Here is a 19549-nt window from a genome sequence, read left to right as displayed (position 1 = left end):
GCCTGCCCGGACAGTAATCGTTTGCTTCAACTGTTTCCCCTCCCCCTCACCCGCCACTCCAGGTCGGAGCTGCTCCATGCCCATGACCACGCTGCGCTGGGGGAGCGACGAACTGTCGTTCCTCCTGCTTCTTGACCCGGCCGGCCCCGCGCGCCTGCTCGCCGCGGGCGAGGCGGCCAGCTTGCCGGACCCCGAGCGGGACGCCGACGTATGCGCACGGCTCGCGCGGCGGGCCCTGCCTATGGTCGAGATCCAGGTCGCGGGCGGCGGGCGGGTGGGGACATCCGGCAAGCGCCACGTGGACGGCCGGCTGTCCGCCTCTCTGCGCTGCACCGGCCACGAGGAGGACGAGGCAGGTGGCGTACGGACGCTGCGCGTGACGATGGCCGACGACTCGACCGGCCTGGAGGTGACCGCCGTACTGCGGTTGCGGGGCGGGGTGCCCGTCCTGCAGAGCGAGGCGCTGGTCGAGAACGCCGGTGGCGCCCCGGTGACGCTGGAGTACGTCTCATCCTTCACCCTGTCGAATCTCGCCCGCCATCTGCCGGCCGGCACGCGCTGGGAGGACGGGCTGTCGCTGTGGCTGGCCGCCAACCCCTGGAGCGGGGAGTTCCGATGGTCGAGAGCCACCCTCGCCGAACGGGGACTGTACGACGTCGGCATGGTGGCGTACGGCCAGACGGGCTCGAAGAACCGCGTCGCCGTGACCAGTACCGGCTCCTGGTCCTCCTCCGAGTACCTGCCGATGGGCTGCCTGGAGGAGAACGCGAGCGGCCGGGCACTGTTGTGGCAGATCGAGCACAACGGCTCCTGGCACGCCGAACTCGGCGACCGCTTCGACGACGTCTACCTCGCGCTGTCCGGCCCCACCGACCGCGAACACCAGTGGCGCCGCCGCCTGGCGCCCGGCGACACCTTCCGCACGGTGCCGGCCGCCGTGGCCGTCGTCGCGCAGGGCGGACTGCAGGCGGCGGTCGGCGCGCTGACGGACCACCGGCGTGCCACCCGGCGCCCTCACCAGGACCTCGAACAGCTCCCAGTCGTCTTCAACGACTTCATGAACGGGCTGATGGGTGAGCCGAGTACCAAGGCTCTGCTGCCCCTGGTGGACGCGGCAGCGGCGGCGGGTGCCGAGGCGTTCTGCATCGACGCGGGCTGGTTCGACGCCGAGCCGCCGGGCACGGTCGGCCCCGGTGGAGTGCCCGGCTGGTGGGACGCACTGGGGCAGTGGGAGGAAGCCGGGCCACGTTTCCCCGGCGGCCTCGGAGAGGTGATCGACCGGATCCGCGAAGCGGGCATGGTGCCCGGGTTGTGGCTGGAACCCGAGGTCGTCGGCGTGCGCGGGCAGGTCGCCGCCGACCTGCCCGACGAGGCGTTCTTCCGGCGGGACGGCATACGCCTCGCCGAATGGGGACGCAACCAGCTCGACCTGCGGCATCCCGCCGCACGCGCCCACCTCGACACGGTGGTGGACCGCCTGGTGGGCGACTACGGCCTGGGATACCTCAAGCTCGACTACAACATCGACATCGGCCCCGGCACCGACGGACCTGACGGCACCGACAGCCCTGGCGACGGCATGCTCAGCGCCAACCGCGCCTATCTCGGCTGGCTCGACGGCGTTCTCGACCGCCACCCAGGCCTGGTCATCGAAAGCTGCGCGGCCGGCGGCAGCCGCACCGACCATGCGACCCTCTCCCGCCTGCCCATCCATTCAGTGACCGACCAGCAGGACTTCCGGCTGATCCCCGCCATCGCCGCCGCCGCACCCACCGCCGTCACCCCCGAGCAGGGCGCGATCTGGGCCTACCCGCAGGCCGACCACACCGACGCCCAGCTTGGCATGGTGCTGGTCTCGGCCATGCTCGGCCGCATCCACCTCAGTGGCCGCCCCGACCAGCTCAGCAGCGACCAGCTGGCCCTGGTACGCGAGGCCATCTCCGTCTACAAGACCTACCGCCACCTGCTGCCCACCACGCGCCCGTACTGGCCGCTCGGCCTGCCGGGCTGGCGCGACGGCTGGCTCGCCCTCGCCCTTGACGCCCCGTACGGCACGACGCTGCTCGCCCTGTGGCGCCGCGCCGGAGCGCCCGAGACGGTGACGATCCCGCTACCCGAATCCAGACGGCCAAGGGTGCTGTTCGAAGCCGGTGAACCGTCCCAGCTGGGATGGGACGAGTGCGGGCGTGGCCTGCGGGCCGGGCTGCCAGCCGAAGACTCGGCGGTGCTGATCGCACTCGACCCGCCACAGCGCGCCTGACTCCGAGGGGCCGGGAGCCCTCTGCCCGGCCTTCTCGCCCGCGTACCGGCCGACATGTAGATCAGCGCTCGTGCGGGGTGCCCTGCTGCAACACCGACAGCCCGACTTGTGACCCCCGGCATGGGCCCCCAGCCGACCCGTTCGCGGGGCGATCCGCCGCAGAGGGCCGCGCTGCCGATGTGCGGCTGAAAACGCTTGCCGACGTGGAGCAGATCAGCTCCCCACAAAGCAAGCGGGCGACACCGGAGTTCGTCGCCAACCCTGTCGTTGCGATGCCCGAGAACCGAGCCAATGCAGGCGAAAGACCAGCTCAACAACTCACTTAGACAAGAAGAGCGACGATGTGCCTTGCCGGGCCATTGACTCGAAGGTATCTCACTTCTAGCGTAGAAAACGATTCCTATCAATCTCTGTTTCCCTTGGAGTACCCGCGTGGCCGACCGACCGACGGCGCTGTTCGCCATGGATCCCCAGCACGTGCCGAGCTTGTTCCCGCAACAGCTCATGAACCGTCTCGACGGACTCCTGGATTTTCACGAGAAACGGGTGATCCACCGATTCGACACCCCTGAGGCGATCGCTGCTCTGGCTCATGCCGAGGTACTCATCACCGGCTGGGGCTGTCCGTCGCTCGACGAGACCCTGCTGGCGGCTGCGCCGCGGCTGCACACCGTGCTCCACGCCGCGGGCAGCGTGCGCCATTTGGTCGCGGAGACCGGCTGGCGGCGCGGCCTGGCCGTCTCCTCAGCCGTACAAGCCAACGCCGTCCCGGTGGCCGAGTACACGCTCGCAGCCATCCTGCTGTCCGGAAAGAACGCCTTCACGCTCAGCCGCTGGTACGCCCGCAACGACACGTACCCCGCCTCGCAGCAGGTGGCCGATACCGGCAACTACCGACGGCGGGTGGGCATCATCGGCGCCTCCCGGGTAGGCCGCCGACTGCTCGAACTGCTACGGCCGTTCGACTTCGCCGTCTCCCTCAACGACCCTTACGTCGACGAGGCAGAAGCCGCCCGGCTGGGTGCCCGACTGCTGCCGCTGGAGCACCTGTTGAGCACCAGCGACATCGTCAGCGTCCATGCCCCCTCCCTGCCCGAGACCCACCACCTGCTGAACGAGCGGCGACTGGCACTGATGCCCGACGGCGCCGTGCTCATCAACACCGCCCGAGGCGCCCTGATCGACCACGACGCACTGGCTGCGGAGCTGGAGACAGGGCGCCTAAGCGCCGTACTCGACGTGTCCGATCCCGAGCCCCTGCCCGTCTCCTCTTCCCTGCACCAGCTGCCGAACGTCTTCCTCACCCCGCACATCGCCGGCTCACTCGGCAACGAACTGGAACGGCTCGGGCAGACCGTCGTCGACGAGGCCGAACGGCTCGTCGACGGCCTCCCCCTGCTGCACCGCGTCCACCATGACGAACTCTCCCGTGTCGCCTGAGCAGTCACCCACCCCGGGCCCCTCATCCCTCCCGGAACCCTTCCTCGGCCTGCGGCCCACTGCCGGCCGAGGGACCGAGGGCATCTGAGCCCAGCGCCGGATGAACAGCGCCGACTTCTCGATCCCGCACGCCCTCCGAAGGCCCGAAGTGCCAGGCTGCGCGGCTGACATCTTCGGGGTCGACTTCCTGCCAGGACCCCGACGTCGAGAAGTACCGGAAGGCCGCCCGCTGGCAACTCGTCAACCGCCCCACGCGCGAACTCGCCGCCCTAACCCAGCAGGTCATCTCCCAGGTCGGGGCAGTCAGCGCCCCTACAGCCAGCTGCAGAACTACTACAAGGTCGGGGTGACATCCCTGCACGAGCCTGATTGGAGCCACGGGCTGTACTGCGCAGGACATCTCCCGTAGGTCGGCAACGAAGACGGCGCTCGTGCGGCCGCGGCCGCCGCCTCGACGAGTGCCTCGACACCCTCGGCGCCCTCCTCCTCCGCGGCGACCTCGCCCCCGGACCCACCGGTGCCGGACCCCACCGCCTAGGGCAATATGGCGGCCCCAGCGAAGCCACTGCCTGCGTGAGGCACCCGTTCACGGACGTAGCAATTGTCCGTGAACGGGTGCTGACAGCACCGCACGGTAGACACGCACGCGTAACCGCGGCACCTTACGCAAGGCAGACCACCAGCCCGTGCCTCCGGTCGTCCCCTGTCGCGGCCCTGAGTCCACACCCCCCTTGCGGGGTACCAGCGGTATTGTCCGACGGGCTATTCAGCCGGATGTTAGCGCCGGTGATCACTTCCAGGTTCCGCTGAAGTCGAGGGCCGTCTCGGCGCGCCGTACTGTAGGCGCGCCATCCGCGCGGTGATTCCGACCGAGCATGTCGGCAAGGAGACAGCTCGTACATGTACTTGAGCGTGCACCAGGGTCCGAGGTGTCTGCTCCAGAACGCCCCTGGACCGCATTTGGCAACCGGAATGCCCAAATATGCCGCATGGGCAGCAGACAGAAACGACGATACCCGCAGCGCAGATTCGACCCGGATTCGCCCCCGAGGGTTTGTTCAGACGATAAACAATGCCTCTGACCTGCGAAAATATGGAGCGGCAGACGAGTCAGGCTGTACGCCGGGTTCTGTACCCCGGTCCCTCGCGGGTGCCGGGGTGACGGCCATCCATCTAGGGCCGGTGTTGCCACCGGCCTCGTGCGGTCTACCCGGGGGCTCGGGCGGGCAGCCCTCGAACGTCCCCGCAGAGCGCCTTTCACCGCGCTCCTCTTGACCTTGCTCCGGGTGGGGTTTACCTAGCTGCCCAGGTCGCCCTGGGCACTGGTGGTCTCTTACACCACCGTTTCACCCTTACCGAGGGTCGAGACCCCCGGCGGTTTGCTTTCTGTGGCACTGTCCCGCGAGTCGCCTCGGGTGGCCGTTAGCCACCACCCTGCCCTGTGGAGCCCGGACGTTCCTCGGGAAGCCCCCGTCAAGGGGACTCCACGCGGCCGTCCGCCCGGCTCGTCTGCCGTGTGGACCATGCTACCGGGCGGGCCGACCCCTTCGGTGCCGAGGCCATCGTCGCCAGCACCGACCCGGTCAGGATCAGCGCGAAGGACGCGGCGATCGTCGGGGTGAACTTCTCGCCCAGGAACAACGCCCCCGCCGCCACCGCCACCGCCGGGTTGACGTACGTGATCACCGTGGAGCGGGTCGGGCCTATCTCCTTGATCAGCTCCAGGAAGGCCACGAAGGCCACCGCCGTGCACAGGACGCCCAGGGCGAGGAGGGAGAGCAGGGCGTTCGTGGAGGGCATCGCGGTCGGCCAGGTGGCCGCGGCCGCGGGGGCGTAGACCAGGGCCGCCAGGGTCAGGCACGGCGCTATCAGCTGCAGCGTCGGGACGTCCTTCAGGCGGCGGGCCGCTATCAGGGGTGCCGTCGCGTAGCCGATCACCGTCAGCAGGACTTCACCCAGCGAGCGCGCGTCGCCGCCGGTGAGGTGGGGGATGGTGAGGACCGCGACGCCGGCGAGGCCGATCAGGAGGCCGGCGATCCGGCGTACGCCCAGGTGTTCACGCTCGCCGCCGAAGTACCTCGCCGCCACCACGCCCACGATCGGTACGCCCGCGATCAGCAGGCCCGCCGTCGAGCTGGACAGGTGGCGTTCGGCGTCGGTCAGGGTGAACCACGGGCCCATGATCTCTATGCACGCGAAGGCCAGCATCGGGCGCCAGTGGGTGCGGAGGGTCAGGAACAGGCCGCCCTGGCGGATCGCCAGGGGGAGGAGGAGCAGGGCGCCCACGGCGCACCGCGCGAACACCACCGTCGACGGGGACACCTCGTCCACCGCCACCTTGATCATCAGATAGGGGATGCCCCAGATCACTCCCATGAGGGAGAACAGGAACCAGCCGCGTGCAGTCATGCGCCCAGCATCGGTGTCAGGACCGTTCGGCGTCTTGAACGCTGTTGCGGTAGGCCGCCGGGGTCACCCCCAGCACCCGGCGGAACCAGCGGGTCAGGTGGGCCTGGTCCGCGAAGCCGACGAGCGTGGCGGCCTCCGCGGGGCGCAGGCCCGAGTCCAGGAGGGCGCGGGCCCGGGTCACCCGGTACTGGGCCAGCCAGGCGTACGGCGGGACGCCCATCGTCGTGCGGAAGGCGCGCAGGAGCTGGTAGCGGGAGAGGCCCAGGTCGGCGGCCAGGTCGGCGAGGGTCGGCGGGGAGGTGAGTTCGTCGGCGAGGCGGTCCCGGACCAGGAGGGAGATGCCGTGGGCGCCGGGGATCTCGTCCCTCGCCGGGCGTGCCGTGGAGTGGCGGCGGGACAGGGCCGTCAGGAGCCACGGCAAGCGGGTCTCGGCCTCCAGAGGGTCCGGGCAGGCGGCCAGGTCGGTGTGGGCCTGGCGGAGGGCCGTGACCAGTTCCGGGTCGTCGACGACCGGGTCCCGGAAGTGCGGTACGGCGTCCAGCGTGCCGTCCGCCAGCAGGGACGGGTCCGCGTACAGGGCGCGGTAGGCGTAGCCCTCGGCCGGGGTGGCCGGGCCGCCCGTGTGCATCTCGCCGGGAGCCAGGATGACGATGGAGCCGGGGCCGCTGTAGATGTGGCCGCCACGGTAGGCGATCACCTCGGAGCCGCCCACCGTCACGCCGATCGAGAACTCGGCGTGTGCGTGCGGGGCGTACACGTGTTTGTCGAAGCGGGCCGTCAGCATGTCGAGCGACGGGCCGCACCGGCCCAGCCGTGCTCTTGTCCACCGTGCGTGTTCAGCCATTCTCGGCACCCCCCTGCGCTAAGGGTGCAACGCCTTCAGGCCCCGTTTCCATGCCGCGTCCAGATCGGCGTCCTCCGGAAAGCGGCCGTGGATCTCCAGGACCACCATGCCGTGGGCGAACGCCCAGGTGGCGCGGGCCAGATCCCGGTCGCCGCCGCAGGCCCGCAGGAGCGGAAGGGCGGCCCGGTCCTCCAGGCCGTCCGGCAGCAGGGTGCGCGGCAGCGGGCGTTCGGTGGCCAGGGAGTAGAGGTGGGGGTGGGCCAGGGCGTAGGCGCGGTACGCCTCGGCCAGGGCCTCCAGGGAGCCGGGGTGCCGGGACGCTGCCGTCTCCAGTGCCTGCGCCGACTCCTCCAGCATCTGCGCGGTCAGTTCGACCTCCACGGCGTGCTTGTCCGGGAAGTGCTTGTAGAGGGAGGGGGCCTTGATGCCGAGGCGGTCGGCGATCGTGCGCATGGTGAGGACGGCGGGTCCGGACTCCTCCAGCAGCTCCCGGGCCGCCACCACGATCTCCCGCGCCCTCGGCGTCAGCCGTTCGGCCACGCCGGAAGCCGCGGGCGCCTCAAAACCGTCGGCCGCCTCGAAACCCTCGGTCGCGTCAGTCACGCTGGAAGCCCTCCTTCGTCCGCAGCCCGTACCCGAAGGCGCGATCGTACGAGATGTGGGCCAGCCAGCCGCACAGCGCGGCGAAGGCCGGGGGCCAGGCGAACGGCCCGACGGCGTAGGCCACCACCAGTGTCAGCGGCACCAGCGCCCGGTGCATCGCGTTGTAGTACGGCACCGCGCGGGGCGGCAGCTGACCCTTGGCCATCCTCGGCGCCTCGCCGAGCGCGACCAGGAAGGTGAGGTCCGGGAGGATCAGGAACAGCAGGGCCAGGGTGCCGGCGAGCCAGCCGTGGTTCACGCCCTCCAGGATCGCGAACGCCGTCCAGAACAAAGCAGCGGCCAGCCAGGCGGTGCGGCGGGCCACCGCGGTGGCGGTACGGAGGGAAGGGGTGACGTGCGTGGTGCTGGTCATGGCTGCCTCCAGGGGGCAATGTCAGCTAACATCGTTAGCCATCACCCAACGGTAAGGCTAACGACGTTAGCCGTCAAGTCCGCCGGCCTCGGCACCCTCCGCGGTCACCCCACCATCCGCTCCAGCGCGTCGAACGCCGCCGCCATCCGCTCCCGGTGGTCCTCGACGATCTCCGCGAACGGGTCGCCCGCCAGCTGACGGCTCACCGAGGTGACACACACCGAGCGGTACGCGGCCACCGTCACCGCCGCCACCAGCTCCGGGTCGGCGAGCCCGGCCTCGGCGAGGGCTCCGGCCAGCGCCCGCTCCACCTCCTCGACGGCCTCACGGGCCCGGGCCCGCAGCGCCGGCGAGTCGGCGACGACCGGCCAGAAGCCGCCGAAGTTCTCTCCCACACCACCCAGCGGATGCCGCGCGTCGATGAACCGGAAGGCCAGGCGGCGCAGCGCCGCGAGCGGGGGCTCGCCAGGCGCGCGCCCCCGCACCGCACCGGCGAAGGCCGCGACGGCCTCCGGGATGCGGTCGAGGAACAGGTCCTCCTTGCGCGGGAAGTAGTTGAACACGGTCATCGCGGACACCCCGGCCGCCCGCGCGACCTCCGCGACCGTCACCCGGTCGAAGCCGTGCTCCCGGAACATCACCGTCGCGACGTTCGAGATCCGCTGCCGCGTCTCCCGCTTCTTGCGCTCCCGCAGGGACTCCCCCGGCCCACCCGGCCTGTTTTCATCGGTCACGAGAAAACTATAGCGGCTCGAAAGTTTTAGTGACTACAGTGAAGCCATGAGCGACAGCATGGCGACTGCAGACAGCAAGAACGGCAAGAACAGCGGGGACGGCATGGACTACGACGTGGTGGTGGCCGGCGGCGGGCCCGTCGGGCTCTTCCTCGCCGGCGAGCTGCGGCTCGGCGGCGCGAAGGTGCTGGTCGTGGAGCGGCTGGCCGAGGTGGACGAGACCATCAAGGCGGGCGGCGTCAACACGGCCGGCGCGGTGAGCCTCTACCGGCGCGGGCTGCTGCCCGACCTCGAGGCGGCCTGGGAGCGGAACCGGTGGCGGATGCGGGCCTTCCTCGGGGACCGGGACAGGGACCGGGACAGGGACCGGGACACGGACCGGGACCGGGAGCAGGGCGCCGACGCGCCCCGGACTCCCCCGAAGTTCGCCGGGCACTTCGCCGGGATCATGATGCGCGGCGACCTGTTCGACGACTCCGACCCGGCGTTCGCCGACATCGGCCCCGCCGACGGCGTCGGCCTCGGCGTGCCGCAGGTGGAGCTGGAGCGGATCCTGGGCGCCCGCGCCGAACGGCTCGGCGTCGAGGTCCGCCGGGGCGTGGAGCTGACCGGCTTCGACGCCGGCGACGAGGGGGTCGTCGTCCACCTCGGGAGCGGCGCAGACGTCCGCGCCGGCTGGCTCGTCGGCTGCGACGGCGGGCGCAGCACCGTCCGCAAGCTCGCCGGGTTCGACTTCCCGGGGACCGAACCGGAGATCACCGGCTATCAGGCGGTCGTCGAGATGAGCGGGGGCGAGCGGCTCGGGGTCGGCTGGAACACCACCGACGTGGGCACCTACGTCAACGGGCCCTTCCCGGGCCGGATCCTCACCGTCGAGTTCGACGGGCCGCCCGCCGACCGCTCCGCGCCGATCACCGCCGAGGAGCTCCAGGCCGCCCTGCGCCGGGTGTCGGGCGTGGCCGAGGTGACCATCCACGAGGTGCACTCCTCGACCCGGTTCACCGACAACGCCCGGCAGGCGAGCGGTTATTGCAAGGGCCGGGTGCTGCTCGCGGGGGACGCGGCGCACGTGCACTCGCCGTTCGGCGGGCAGGGGCTCAACCTCGGGCTCGGTGACGCCATGAACCTCGGCTGGAAGCTGGCCGCCGTGGTGCGCGGGTCGGCCCCCGACTCCCTCCTGGACAGCTATACCGCCGAACGGCACCCGATCGGCGCCTGGGTGCTCGACTGGACCCGCGCCCAGATCGCCGTGATGCGCCCGGACCGGCACGCCCGCGCCCTGCGCCGGGTGGTCACCGACCTCGCGCTGACGACGACCGGGACGACCTACCTCGTCAAGCAGATCTCCGGCGTCTGGCAGCACTACGACCTGCCCGGCGCCCACCCGCTCACCGGGCGGAGCGCCCCTGACCTGGAACTCTCCGACGGCACCCGGCTCGGCGACCACCTCCACGACGGCCGCGCCCTGCTCCTCGACCTCGCCGACGACCCGAAGCTGCGCGCCCGCGCGGAGGCGTACGGCGACCGGGTGGACGTCGTCACCGCGGCCTGCCCGGGACGGCCGGAGCTGACCGGTCTCCTGGTACGGCCCGACGGATTCGTCGCCTGGGCCGCGGACGAGAACAACCGGGACGAGAGCTACCAGGGTACGAACGATCAGAAGGCGACCGATCGGGGTGTGAACGGCCAGGGGGCCGACCTCGACGCCGTCCTGAGCCGCTGGTTCGTCGCCGCCTGAGCCTCGCTCGCGTGAGCCGTCGTCCGGCGCGTCCGGCGGCTCCGCGGCGCCGTACGGCAGCTCACGCGGGCGCGAACCGTACCTTCGTCGTCCCCGGGTCGGCCTTCGTCAGCCGCACCGGCAGCCGCTCGCCCAGCGGGAGAGGAGCGGCGGCCTCGATCCGGCCTATGACGGCGGGCTGCTGCAACAGCACCTTGCCCACGGTCGGCCGGCGCGCCTCGACCTCCACCACGCACCCGTCGAAGACCTCCCCGACCCGGTCCTTGAGCAGGGCCGCCTCCACGATGTCGACGCACTCCCGCTCCACCGTGCCCGAGCGCCGCGCCCCCTCGGCCATCTGCTTGGGGAGCGTGTCCAGCGCCATCAGCACCCAGTCCGGCGGTTCCTCGCCGGCGGCCGCCGCCAGGCACAGCTCCGAGGCGTAGCGGTCGGCCAGGCGGCGCAGTGGCGCGGTGCAGTGGGCGTAGGGGGCGGCGACGGCCGCGTGGGTGGTGTTCGAGGGGAGGACACCGCCCCGGAAGACGGTGTAACCGGCGCCGCGCAGCAGCGTGGTGCACTCCTGCAGGAAGGCCGCGTGGCGGGGGCGGCGCGGGTTCAGGGAGCGGATCAGCGCGGCGTACGAGACGTGGTGCGGCCACTCGATGCGCAGCGCGTGCGCGGTACGCCGCAGGCGGGCCACCGCGCCGTCGGGGGCGGTCGGGAGGGTGCGCAGGACGCCGGTGCCGTAAGCGAGCATCAGGTCGGCCGCGGCCATGCCGGTGAGCAGGGAGATCTGGGCGTTCCAGGCGTCGGCGGGCAGCGGGGCGCGGTAGGTCAGCTCGTAGGTGTGGTCGTACTCGACGATCTCCTGTTCCGGCACGTTGAGGGAGATGCCGCCGCGTGCCACCTCCAGGCGTTCGCGGGCCTCGCCGATCTCCCTGAGCAGGGCGACGGGCTCCTCAGCGGTCCCCTCGTCGATCCGTTTCTGCACGCCCGCGTAGTCGAGCTTGGCCCGGCTGCGGACGAGGGCCCGGCGGACGTCGGCGGTCACGGTCCGGCCCTCCCCGTCCAGGTCGATGGTCCAGAGCACGGCCGGGGTCGGCCGGCCGGGCAGCAGGCTGGCCGCGCCCTCGCTCAGCACGGGCGGGTGCAGGGGGACCTTCTCGTCCGGGAAGTAGAGGGTGTTGACGCGGTGGTGCGCCTCGGAGTCCAGTGCGCCGCCGGGTACGACGAAGGCGGCGACGTCGGCGATGGCGTACCGGACGCGGTAGCCGCCGTCGTGCCGGGAGAGGTGCATCGCCTGGTCCAGGTCGTTCGCGGTGGGCGGGTCGACCGTGAAAAAGGGGATGTCGGTCGCGTCGTGGCCCGGCACGGCCGGGAACCTGGCGGTGCTCTCGGCCTCCGCGAGGACCTCGGACCGGAAGGTCTCGGGGACGCCGAGCTCGGCCCGGAGCGCGGCGAGCGCGGCCCGGAGGGGAGCCTCGGGGGCACCCTTGACACGGATGTGGCGGCTGGGCATAGGACGAGCGTAGTCACATCGCACCACTCCGGCGCTTTACGCTGGCGCGAAGCGTTGATGACGAGCGTCGATGAACGCCGACGGTGAAGAGTCGTCGGTGAGGAGGAGTACCCGTGCTGGTCCTGCTGCCGCCCTCGGAAGGCAAGGCGTCCTCGGGGCGCGGTGCCCCGCTGAAGCCGGAGTCACTGTCCCTGCCGGGGCTCGCGGCTGCGCGCGAGGCGGTGCTCGGCGAGCTGGTCGACCTGTGCGCCGGGGACGAGGAGAAGGCCCGCGAGGTGCTCGGGCTGAGCGAGGGGCTGCGCGGCGAGGTCGCGAAGAACGCGGCGCTGCGGACCGCGGGCGCCCGGCCGGCCGGGGAGATCTACACCGGGGTGCTGTACGACGCCCTGGACCTGGCCTCCCTGGACGCGGCGGCCAAGCGGCGGGCCGCGCGGTCGCTGCTGGTCTTCTCGGGGCTGTGGGGCGCGGTCCGGGTGACGGACCGGATCCCGTCGTACCGCTGCTCGATGGGGGTGAAGCTGCCGGGTCTCGGTGCGCTGGGCACGCACTGGCGGGGGCCGATGGCCGAGGTGCTGCCGGAGGCGGCCGGGACGGGGCTGGTGCTGGACCTGCGGTCGGCGGCGTACGCGGCCGCGTGGAAGCCGAAGGGCGAGGCGGCCGGGCGGACGGCGACCGTGCGGGTGCTGCACGCGCCGACCCGGAAGGTGGTCAGCCACTTCAACAAGGCGACGAAGGGGCGGATGGTACGGAGCCTGCTGGCCGCCGGGATCGCGCCGGCCGGTCCGGCCGAGCTGGTGGAGGCGTTGCGGGAGCTGGGGTACGAGGTGGAGGCGGAGGCCCCCGCCAAGGCCGGGCAGGCGTGGGCGCTGGACGTGCTGGTGACCGAGGTGCACTGAGTCACCCGTCGGCTGTTGCAGCATGTGCAATGCCCTTTGCGTGCTCTGCATCGCCTGGGCAGGATGTTCGTCATGCCCACCTCCGTGCTGGATCTCGCGCCCGTCGTGCCCGTCGTCGTGATCGAGGACGCCGCCGCTGCCGTGCCGCTGGCGCGGGCGCTGGTGGACGGCGGGCTGCCCGTCATCGAGGTGACGCTGCGGACGCCGGCTGCGCTCGACGCGATCCGGGCCGTCGCCGCCGCGGTGCCGGACGCGGTGGTCGGTGCGGGGACCGTGCTGACGCCGGAGCAGGTGACGGAGTGCGTGGCCGCCGGGGCGCGGTTCCTGGTCAGTCCCGGCTGGACGGACGGGCTGCTGGCGGCGATGGCCGCGTCCGGGGTGCCGTACCTGCCGGGGGTGTCGACCGCCTCGGAGGTGGTGGCGCTGCTCGAACGCGGGGTGCGGGAGATGAAGTTCTTCCCGGCGCAGGCCGCGGGCGGCACGGCGTATCTGAGGTCCCTTGCCGGACCGCTGCCCCAGGCCCGGTTCTGCCCGACGGGAGGGATCGGCGCGGACAACGCACCCGAGTACCTCGCCCTCCCGAACGTCGGCTGCGTGGGCGGTACCTGGATGGTCCCCGCCGATGCCGTGGCCGCCCGGGACTGGGCCCGCGTCGAGGCGCTGGCCCGGGCGGCCGCGGGCCTCAGGGGCGCAGGTGGGACGTGTCGTTGAAGAGCCGTACGCTCGCGTTGCCGTCCGCGTAGTACGCCACCGCCGACAGCGAGGCCGCCGACAGTTCCATGCGGAACAGCGACTGGAGCGGGGCGCCCAGGGCGAGTTGCACGAACGTCTTGATCGGCGTGACGTGCGTGACGAGCAGGACGGTTCGGCCCGCGTAGGCCGCGATCAGCTTGTCGCGGGTGGCCGCGATGCGTGCCGCCGTCTCGGCGAAGCTCTCGCCGCCGCCGGTGGGGTGGGCCGCCGGGTCGGCGAGCCAGGTGGTCAGGTCGTCGGGGTAGCGCTCGCGGACCTCGCCGAAGGTGAGGCCCTCCCAGGCGCCGAAGTCCGTCTCCTTGATCCCTTCCTCGATCGTGACGTCGAGGCCGAGACGCTCGGCGACGGCCGCCGCGGTCTGCCGGGTGCGGGTGAGGGGGGAGGCGAGGATCGTCTCGATCGTGCCGCGGCGGGCGAGGGCGTCGGCGGCGCGCTGCGCTTGCTCCAGGCCGACGGGAGAGAGCGCCGGGTCGGTGCCGCCGCTGCCGGAGAAGCGTTTCTGGGGGGTGAGGGGGGTTTCGCCGTGGCGGAGCAGGACGAAGGTGGCCGGGGCGCCGAGGTCGGGGGCGGAGCTCCAGCCGGGGGTCGCCACGTGGCTCGCGGCGCGGGTGTCGGCGGTGGTCCTGTCGGCCGTCGTCACAGTGCCGGCCGGTGGGGGCTGGTCGCGCGGTTCCCCGCGCCCCTTGCGGGGCGCTGCCAGTGCCGCCCGTGCCTTCGCGGCGCCCGCCACCGCATCCCCGGTCACGCCCGGCCGCTCAGCCCCGGGCCCCTTTCGGGGCGCTGCACTCGCCGCGGATCGAACGTCAAGCTCCGCCGTGGAGGCCGCAGCCGACCACTGTTCGCCCCGCCTGCCCGCGTCCATCGCCTCGTTCGCCAGGCGGTCGGCGTGCTTGTTCTGCTCGCGCGGGATCCACTCGTACGTGACCTGGCCGGGCGGGAAGACCCGGGCCGCCTCCGCCGCCAGGGGCTTCATGTCGGGGTGCTTGATCTTCCAGCGGCCGGACATCTGCTCGATGACCAGCTTGGAGTCCATGCGGACGTGGACGGTCGCGGCGGGGTCGAGGTCCCGGGCCGCGCGCAGGCCGGCCAGCAGGCCGCGGTACTCGGCGACGTTGTTGGTGACGACGCCGAGGTATTCGGCCGCCTCCGCCAGCGTCTCGCCGGTCGCCGCGTCGAGGACCACCGCGCCGTAGCCGGCCGGCCCCGGGTTGCCCCGGGAACCGCCGTCCGCCTCGACGATGAACTCCCTTGCCACGTACGCCCCTTAAGTGTTCCTACAGACCCGACTCGGACGTGCGCACCAGGATGCGGCGGCAGTTCTCGCAGCGCACCACGGTGTCCGGCGCGGCCTTGCGGACCTCGGCCAGCTCGGTGATGGCGAGCTCCTGGCGGCAGCCCTGGCAGGTGCGGGCGTACAGCTTGGCCGCGCCGATGCCGCCCTGCTGCTCGCGCAGCTTGTCGTAGAGCTTGAGGAGGTCGGCGGGGACGGAGGCGGCGATGACCTCGCGCTCCTTGGTGACCGTGGCCGCCTCGGCGTCGATCTCCCCGGACGCGGCGTTGCGGCGGGCGGTGGCCTCGTCGATCCGGCCCTGGACGGCGCCGACCCGCTCGGTCAGTTCGGCGACCCGCTCCTGCGCGGACTCGCGGCGCTCCATGACCTCGAGGACGACGTCCTCCAGATCGCCCTGGCGCTTGGCGAGGGAGACGATCTCCTTCTGCAGGTTCTCCAGGTCCTTCGGGGAGGTGACCGCGCCGGAGTCGAGGCGCTGCTGGTCGCGGGCGGCGCGCTGGCGCACCTGGTCCACGTCCTGCTCGGCCTTGGTCTGCTCGCGGGCGGTGTCGCTCTCCTCGGTCTGCGCGGCCACGAGCAGGTCGCGCAGCTGGGTCAGGTCTTTGGTCAGCGACTCGATCTCGGCGTGTTCGGGCAGCGACTTCCGCTTGTGCGCCAGCTGCTGGAGGCGTACGTCCAGGGCCTGGACGTCGAGGAGTCGGATCTGGTCGGCGGGCGCTGCGTTCAGTTGGGGGCTCCAAGGGACGGTGAGTGGCTGGTCCAGGGGTCGGTGACCGTCCTGGAGACGTGCACGCGCAGGTCCCAGCCGTGGCGGTCGGAGATCTCGTCGAGCTGGGTGGCGGCCAGCTCGCACCAGGGCCATTCGGTGGCCCAGTGCGCCGCGTCGAGCAGCGCGAGGGGACTGTGGGCGATCGCCTCCGACGCCGGGTGGTGGCGCAGGTCGGCGGTGAGGAAGGCGTCCACGCCTGCGGCGCGCACCACGTCGAAGAGGCTGTCGCCGGAGCCGCCGCTGACGGCGACCGTGCGGACGAGGGCCTCGGGGTCGCCGGCGACGCGGATGCCCTGCGCGGTGGCGGGGAGCCGGGCGGCGGCCCGGGCGGCGAGCTCGCGGACGGTCACCGGGTGGTCCAGCTCGCAGACGCGGCCGAGGCCCCGGCGGCCCTCCGGATCGGTGGGGTCCGGGACCAGGGGGCGTACGACCCGCAGGTCCAGGGCGCCCGCGAGGGCGTCGGAGACGCCCGGGTCGGCGGTGTCGGCGTTGGTGTGGGCGACGTGCAGCGCGATGTCGTTCTTGATCAGGGTGTGCACGACCCGGCCCTTGAAGTGGGAGGCCGCGACCGTCGTCGTCCCGCGCAGGTAGAGCGGGTGGTGGGTGACCAGCAGGTCGGCGCCGAGCTTCACCGCCTCGTCGACGACGTCCTGGACCGGGTCGACGGCGAAGAGGACCCGCGTGACCTCCTGGCCGGGGTCGCCCACGACCGTACCGACCGCGTCCCAGGACTCGGCCCGCTCGGCGGGCCACAGGTTCTCCAGCGCGGTGATGACTTCTGACAGACGGGGCACGGGGAAAAGGCTACCCGCCTGTTCCGCGGGGCCGTACCTGCTCGCCCGCCGGAGGCGACCCGCAGCACACCCGCCCCCGTTTCCTCAGGCGAATCGTCGAGTGTGCACCCGTATGTGTGAAGCCGTCGGCAGCCGGTGCCCCGCCTGTGCGTGCGAAAACTAGCTTCGTGGCCGGAGGTGACCGAACGATGACGGCCTGTGCGATCGAACCCTCGGCAGCGGACGAGGAAGACAGCGCGCCGGGGGCGGGCTGCACCATCACGGTGGACGGGGCGTACGCGGCCCGGCTGGCTCAGCAGGATGGTTCCTGCTTCCCGGAGCGGTGGACGCTGGACGGCCCCGAGCCGTACGCCGTACCGCTGCCCGGCAACCAGCCGGAGGAGCCGGGCACGGAGGTGCAGCCGATGGGTGACGGGCGGGTGCTCATCCGCCGGCTGGTGGACGGGCGGCACCACTTCGCCCTCCTGTATCCGACCGGTCCCGGCACCGGTGAGCTGCCGCTGGGCGCGGTGGAGTGCCCGGACGAAGGGGCCGTGCTGCGGCTGCTGCCGCCGGCGCCGGGAGGTGTGCTCGCCTACGCGCTCGCCGTGGGGCCGCGTTCCTCCGCCGTCTGGCTGGTGGCGGGCGGGGCCTTCGGGCCGGAACAGGTCGCGGTGGTGCCGGGGCGGTGTGCGGGCGGGGTCTGGCTGGACCGGGCCGGGCGGATGCTGGCCCTGGACCGGGAGCTGGGCTGGCGGACCAAGGCGGTCGTGGTGGATCTGGAGCGCGGCGGCGAGGTGTCGCCGCTGCTGCAGATCGCGGCGGACAGCGACGACCGGCTGCTGCTCGCCGACCCGGACAGCGGGCTGATCCTGGTCGGCTCGGACGCGCCCAGCCCCGGGCAGGAACGGTTGGGCTGGGGTGTCCTCGGCTCCACGCTGCCGGTGCGCTTCCCGGAGAGCCTGCGGGTGCCGGAGTGCCCGGACTGCGTGGTGACGCCGTTCGCCGCCCAGCCGGGGCAGGTGCTGGTGCCGGAGAGCTGCGGGGTGGCGCTGCGGATCGACGGTCCGCTCGGCAGCTGGGTGGGGGCCTGGCGGCCCAGAGCCCGCAGGATGTGCCATCTCCCGGCGCCCGAGGGGTGGTTGACGGGTGCCGGGGTGTGGACGCACGACGGGGTGCTGCGACTGCCGTACGCCACGGGGGAGGTCCCGTGCGGCGTGGCGGCGGTGGCGGTGCCCTGGGGGGAGATGGGGGAGTACGGGGGGCCGGGGGACGCGGGCCCGGGGGATCCGGTTCGGGACGGCACGGCTGCCGGGGCGTCGGGTACGCCCGGAAAGCCGGCGGAACCGGATCCTCCGGGACCTGTCGTGGCCCGGCCGGTACCCCTCCAACAGGCGCCGCTTGCACGGCTTGTAACGAACTAGTAGCGGTCGGCGTGGCCGCCTGGATTCGCCCCGTGGTGGCCCGGTTAGACTCGCCGCGCTGTAAGAAAGATCATGTTGACGGGGTGAATTCTTCCGATGAGCGACGCCAGCACGTCCCAGCAGCTGTCCGCCGAGGCCCAGGAGACGGACGGCCACGGCAAGCACCGTGGTCACGTCTCGGCCCAGGACAGCGAGACGGCCCCCAGCGGCCGGCACCGCAAGCCGGAGCCGGCCGAGGCGGCAGCCTGACGGCAGGAGAGGGAGAGGGGCCCACCGGGTGACCGGTGGGCCCCTTTTCCGTGCCGTCTGCCGTGGTGCCGCGGCGGCGGCCGGTGCGGCTTGCGTGCCGTCCCGGCGGCGGCCGGTGGGGCGTGCGGGGGCCGGGCCGGGCTCACAGGCGCACGATGACCAGGGCGGTGTCGTCGGTGGCGTCACCGGGCGGGAGCAGGTCGGCGAGCACGGCGTCGGCGAGGGCTTCGCACCGGGCGGCGCGGTGGCGGACCAGGGAGTCGGAGAGCCGGGCGAGGCCCTTGTCGATGTCCTCGCCGCGGCGTTCGATCAGGCCGTCGGTGTAGAGCACGAGGACGGAGTCCTCACGGAAGGGCGCGACGGCCTGGGTCCGGGGGCCGTGCTGGGGGCGGGCGGCCAGGGGCGGGTCGGTGGCCCGGTCCAGGAACTCGACGGTCCCGTCCGGCTGGAGGACTGCCGGTGGGGGGTGGCCGGCGCTGCTGTAGGTGATGCTGTCGTTCTCCCAGTCGATCAATGCCGTGGCCACGGTGGTGTTCTCGGCGCCGTCGACGGTGCGGGCGTACTGCCCGAGGACCTCCAGGGCGCGGGCGGGGCCTTCGGAGACGAGGGAGGCGGCGGTCAGGGCGCTGCGCAGTTGCCCCATGACGCAGGCCGCGGGCAGACCGTGGCCGACGACGTCGCCGACGGCCACGGCGATGCGGTCGCCGGGCAGGTCGATCAGGTCGTACCAGTCGCCGGCCACGTTGAGCGCCTCGGCGGCGGGGCGGTAGCGGACGGCCGCCGGGTGGCGGCCGACCCGGCGCGGGGCGGGCAGCATGGCTTCCTGCAGGGTCAGCGCGACCTCACGGGCGCGGATCAGTTCGGTGACGTCCTCCAACCGGTGCAGCAGCAGCGTCACCTGCCCGTCGTCCCCGAACACGGGAATGTTCGTCACGTTGAAGTACCGCTCGTGCCACACCCCGGGCTGGTCGGGGTCCTCCCTGTCGAAGCGCTGCAGCGCCACGACGCTGCGCTCGCCGGTGTCCGCCGCCCGGCGCAGGGAGGCCAGAACCCTGAGCAGGATGGGCTCGGCCTGGTTGTCGGTGTCGTCCTCGGGCAGGAAGCGCCCGATCATCTGCTCACGGGGCAGGCCCCGGAGGCGCTCGAACTCCGCGTTGACGTCGGCGAAGATCAGCTGCGGGGTCACCAGCGCCGCGGCCCCGGGAAGGGCCTGGAACACCGCCGCGTAGTCGACCGCCGGACCAGCCATGATCTTCCTTGCTCACCCCGCTGCTCGCTCGTCTTGTCACGGTACGAGGTCTTTTCACGATACGAGCAGGTGGTCGTGGCTCGCACCACGAGGCCGGGGGGGGGGGGGGGGGGGGAGGGAGGGGGGGGGGGGGGGGGGTGGTGCGCGTGGGGCGGCCCGATACTCCACGCGACGCACACACACGCCGTCTTCGGCTATATGTCTCCG

16 protein-coding genes, 1 other RNA gene and 1 pseudogene are annotated in these 19549 nt (G+C 72.4%); 7 read left to right on the top strand and 11 right to left on the bottom strand.

The features are described from left to right. The first annotated feature begins 76 nt into the window (after positions 1 to 76). Positions 77 to 2260, top strand: a complete 2184-nt coding sequence (locus tag ACZ63F_RS09880) for a glycoside hydrolase family 36 protein (protein ID WP_469709971.1) — start codon at positions 77 to 79, stop codon at positions 2258 to 2260. A gap of 462 nt (positions 2261 to 2722) precedes the next feature. Next, complete coding sequence (locus ACZ63F_RS09875; protein ID WP_469710507.1) at positions 2723 to 3700, top strand: hydroxyacid dehydrogenase; 978 nt, start codon at positions 2723 to 2725, stop codon at positions 3698 to 3700. 1102 nt (positions 3701 to 4802) lie between these two features. On the opposite strand, the gene rnpB is transcribed toward ACZ63F_RS09875, so the two are convergent. From rnpB to ACZ63F_RS09845, 6 genes and pseudogenes are all read right to left on the bottom strand, one after another. Then, an RNA gene (gene rnpB / locus ACZ63F_RS09870) (RNase P RNA component class A) lies at positions 4803 to 5208 on the bottom strand. Positions 5209 to 5323: 115 nt separating this feature from the next. After that, positions 5324 to 6109: pseudogene (locus tag ACZ63F_RS09865) on the bottom strand (DMT family transporter); the annotation flags it as partial. 16 nt (positions 6110 to 6125) lie between these two features. Next, positions 6126 to 6953 carry a helix-turn-helix domain-containing protein gene (locus tag ACZ63F_RS09860; RefSeq protein WP_469709970.1) on the bottom strand — a complete coding sequence of 276 codons (828 nt, stop codon included), beginning with the start codon at positions 6951 to 6953 and terminating at the stop codon, positions 6126 to 6128. 18 nt (positions 6954 to 6971) lie between these two features. Then, the gene (locus tag ACZ63F_RS09855) at positions 6972 to 7481 is read right to left on the bottom strand and encodes a TetR/AcrR family transcriptional regulator (RefSeq protein ID WP_469710505.1); all 510 of its coding nucleotides are present in this window, start codon (positions 7479 to 7481) and stop codon (positions 6972 to 6974) included. A gap of 67 nt (positions 7482 to 7548) precedes the next feature. Then, complete coding sequence (locus ACZ63F_RS09850; RefSeq protein ID WP_469709969.1) at positions 7549 to 7968, bottom strand: DUF4260 family protein; 420 nt, start codon at positions 7966 to 7968, stop codon at positions 7549 to 7551. A gap of 104 nt (positions 7969 to 8072) precedes the next feature. Continuing rightward, the gene (locus ACZ63F_RS09845; protein ID WP_469709968.1) at positions 8073 to 8702 is read right to left on the bottom strand and encodes a TetR/AcrR family transcriptional regulator; all 630 of its coding nucleotides are present in this window, start codon (positions 8700 to 8702) and stop codon (positions 8073 to 8075) included. 103 nt (positions 8703 to 8805) lie between these two features. Between ACZ63F_RS09845 and ACZ63F_RS09840 the strand changes: the two genes are divergently transcribed. Further along, positions 8806 to 10440 carry an FAD-dependent monooxygenase gene (locus ACZ63F_RS09840; RefSeq protein ID WP_469710503.1) on the top strand — a complete coding sequence of 545 codons (1635 nt, stop codon included), beginning with the start codon at positions 8806 to 8808 and terminating at the stop codon, positions 10438 to 10440. Positions 10441 to 10501: 61 nt separating this feature from the next. On the opposite strand, the gene ACZ63F_RS09835 is transcribed toward ACZ63F_RS09840, so the two are convergent. Continuing rightward, complete coding sequence (locus ACZ63F_RS09835) at positions 10502 to 11938, bottom strand: RNB domain-containing ribonuclease (protein WP_469709967.1); 1437 nt, start codon at positions 11936 to 11938, stop codon at positions 10502 to 10504. A gap of 113 nt (positions 11939 to 12051) precedes the next feature. On the opposite strand from ACZ63F_RS09835, the gene yaaA reads away from it, so the two are divergent. Both yaaA and eda read left to right on the top strand, forming a co-directional pair. Continuing rightward, on the top strand, positions 12052 to 12834 hold the full coding sequence (gene yaaA, locus ACZ63F_RS09830) for a peroxide stress protein YaaA (RefSeq protein WP_469709966.1): 783 nt from the start codon (positions 12052 to 12054) through the stop codon (positions 12832 to 12834). Between the two features lie 72 nt (positions 12835 to 12906). Further along, entirely contained in the window at positions 12907 to 13545 is a 639-nt protein-coding gene (gene eda / locus ACZ63F_RS09825) for a bifunctional 4-hydroxy-2-oxoglutarate aldolase/2-dehydro-3-deoxy-phosphogluconate aldolase (RefSeq protein WP_469709965.1), read from the top strand. Here eda and ACZ63F_RS09820 read toward each other — a convergent pair. The 3 genes from ACZ63F_RS09820 to ACZ63F_RS09810 are packed head-to-tail and all read right to left on the bottom strand — an operon-like array spanning position 13517 to position 16441. Beyond that, positions 13517 to 14842, bottom strand: coding sequence for a bifunctional RNase H/acid phosphatase (locus ACZ63F_RS09820; protein WP_469709964.1), 1326 nt, complete (start codon positions 14840 to 14842; stop codon positions 13517 to 13519). The two genes, eda and ACZ63F_RS09820, sit on opposite strands and share 29 nt — an antisense overlap. 19 nt (positions 14843 to 14861) lie before the next feature. Next, positions 14862 to 15605 carry a zinc ribbon domain-containing protein gene (locus tag ACZ63F_RS09815; RefSeq protein WP_388712022.1) on the bottom strand — a complete coding sequence of 248 codons (744 nt, stop codon included), beginning with the start codon at positions 15603 to 15605 and terminating at the stop codon, positions 14862 to 14864. Next, the gene (locus ACZ63F_RS09810; protein WP_469709963.1) at positions 15602 to 16441 is read right to left on the bottom strand and encodes a Nif3-like dinuclear metal center hexameric protein; all 840 of its coding nucleotides are present in this window, start codon (positions 16439 to 16441) and stop codon (positions 15602 to 15604) included. The genes ACZ63F_RS09815 and ACZ63F_RS09810 overlap by 4 nt, the downstream gene beginning before the upstream one ends. Positions 16442 to 16629: 188 nt before the next feature. Between ACZ63F_RS09810 and ACZ63F_RS09805 the strand changes: the two genes are divergently transcribed. Both ACZ63F_RS09805 and ACZ63F_RS09800 read left to right on the top strand, forming a co-directional pair. Further along, positions 16630 to 17844 carry a hypothetical protein gene (locus ACZ63F_RS09805; protein WP_469709962.1) on the top strand — a complete coding sequence of 405 codons (1215 nt, stop codon included), beginning with the start codon at positions 16630 to 16632 and terminating at the stop codon, positions 17842 to 17844. Between the two features lie 96 nt (positions 17845 to 17940). After that, complete coding sequence (locus ACZ63F_RS09800; protein WP_457694005.1) at positions 17941 to 18093, top strand: hypothetical protein; 153 nt, start codon at positions 17941 to 17943, stop codon at positions 18091 to 18093. Between the two features lie 142 nt (positions 18094 to 18235). Here ACZ63F_RS09800 and ACZ63F_RS09795 read toward each other — a convergent pair whose 3' ends face one another. Further along, positions 18236 to 19342 carry a PP2C family protein-serine/threonine phosphatase gene (locus tag ACZ63F_RS09795; protein ID WP_469709961.1) on the bottom strand — a complete coding sequence of 369 codons (1107 nt, stop codon included), beginning with the start codon at positions 19340 to 19342 and terminating at the stop codon, positions 18236 to 18238. Positions 19343 to 19549: the final 207 nt, after the last annotated feature.

This window comes from Streptomyces sp. NPDC104761, assembly GCF_055583445.1.
This window is presented reverse-complemented; position numbering and strand designations above follow the sequence as displayed.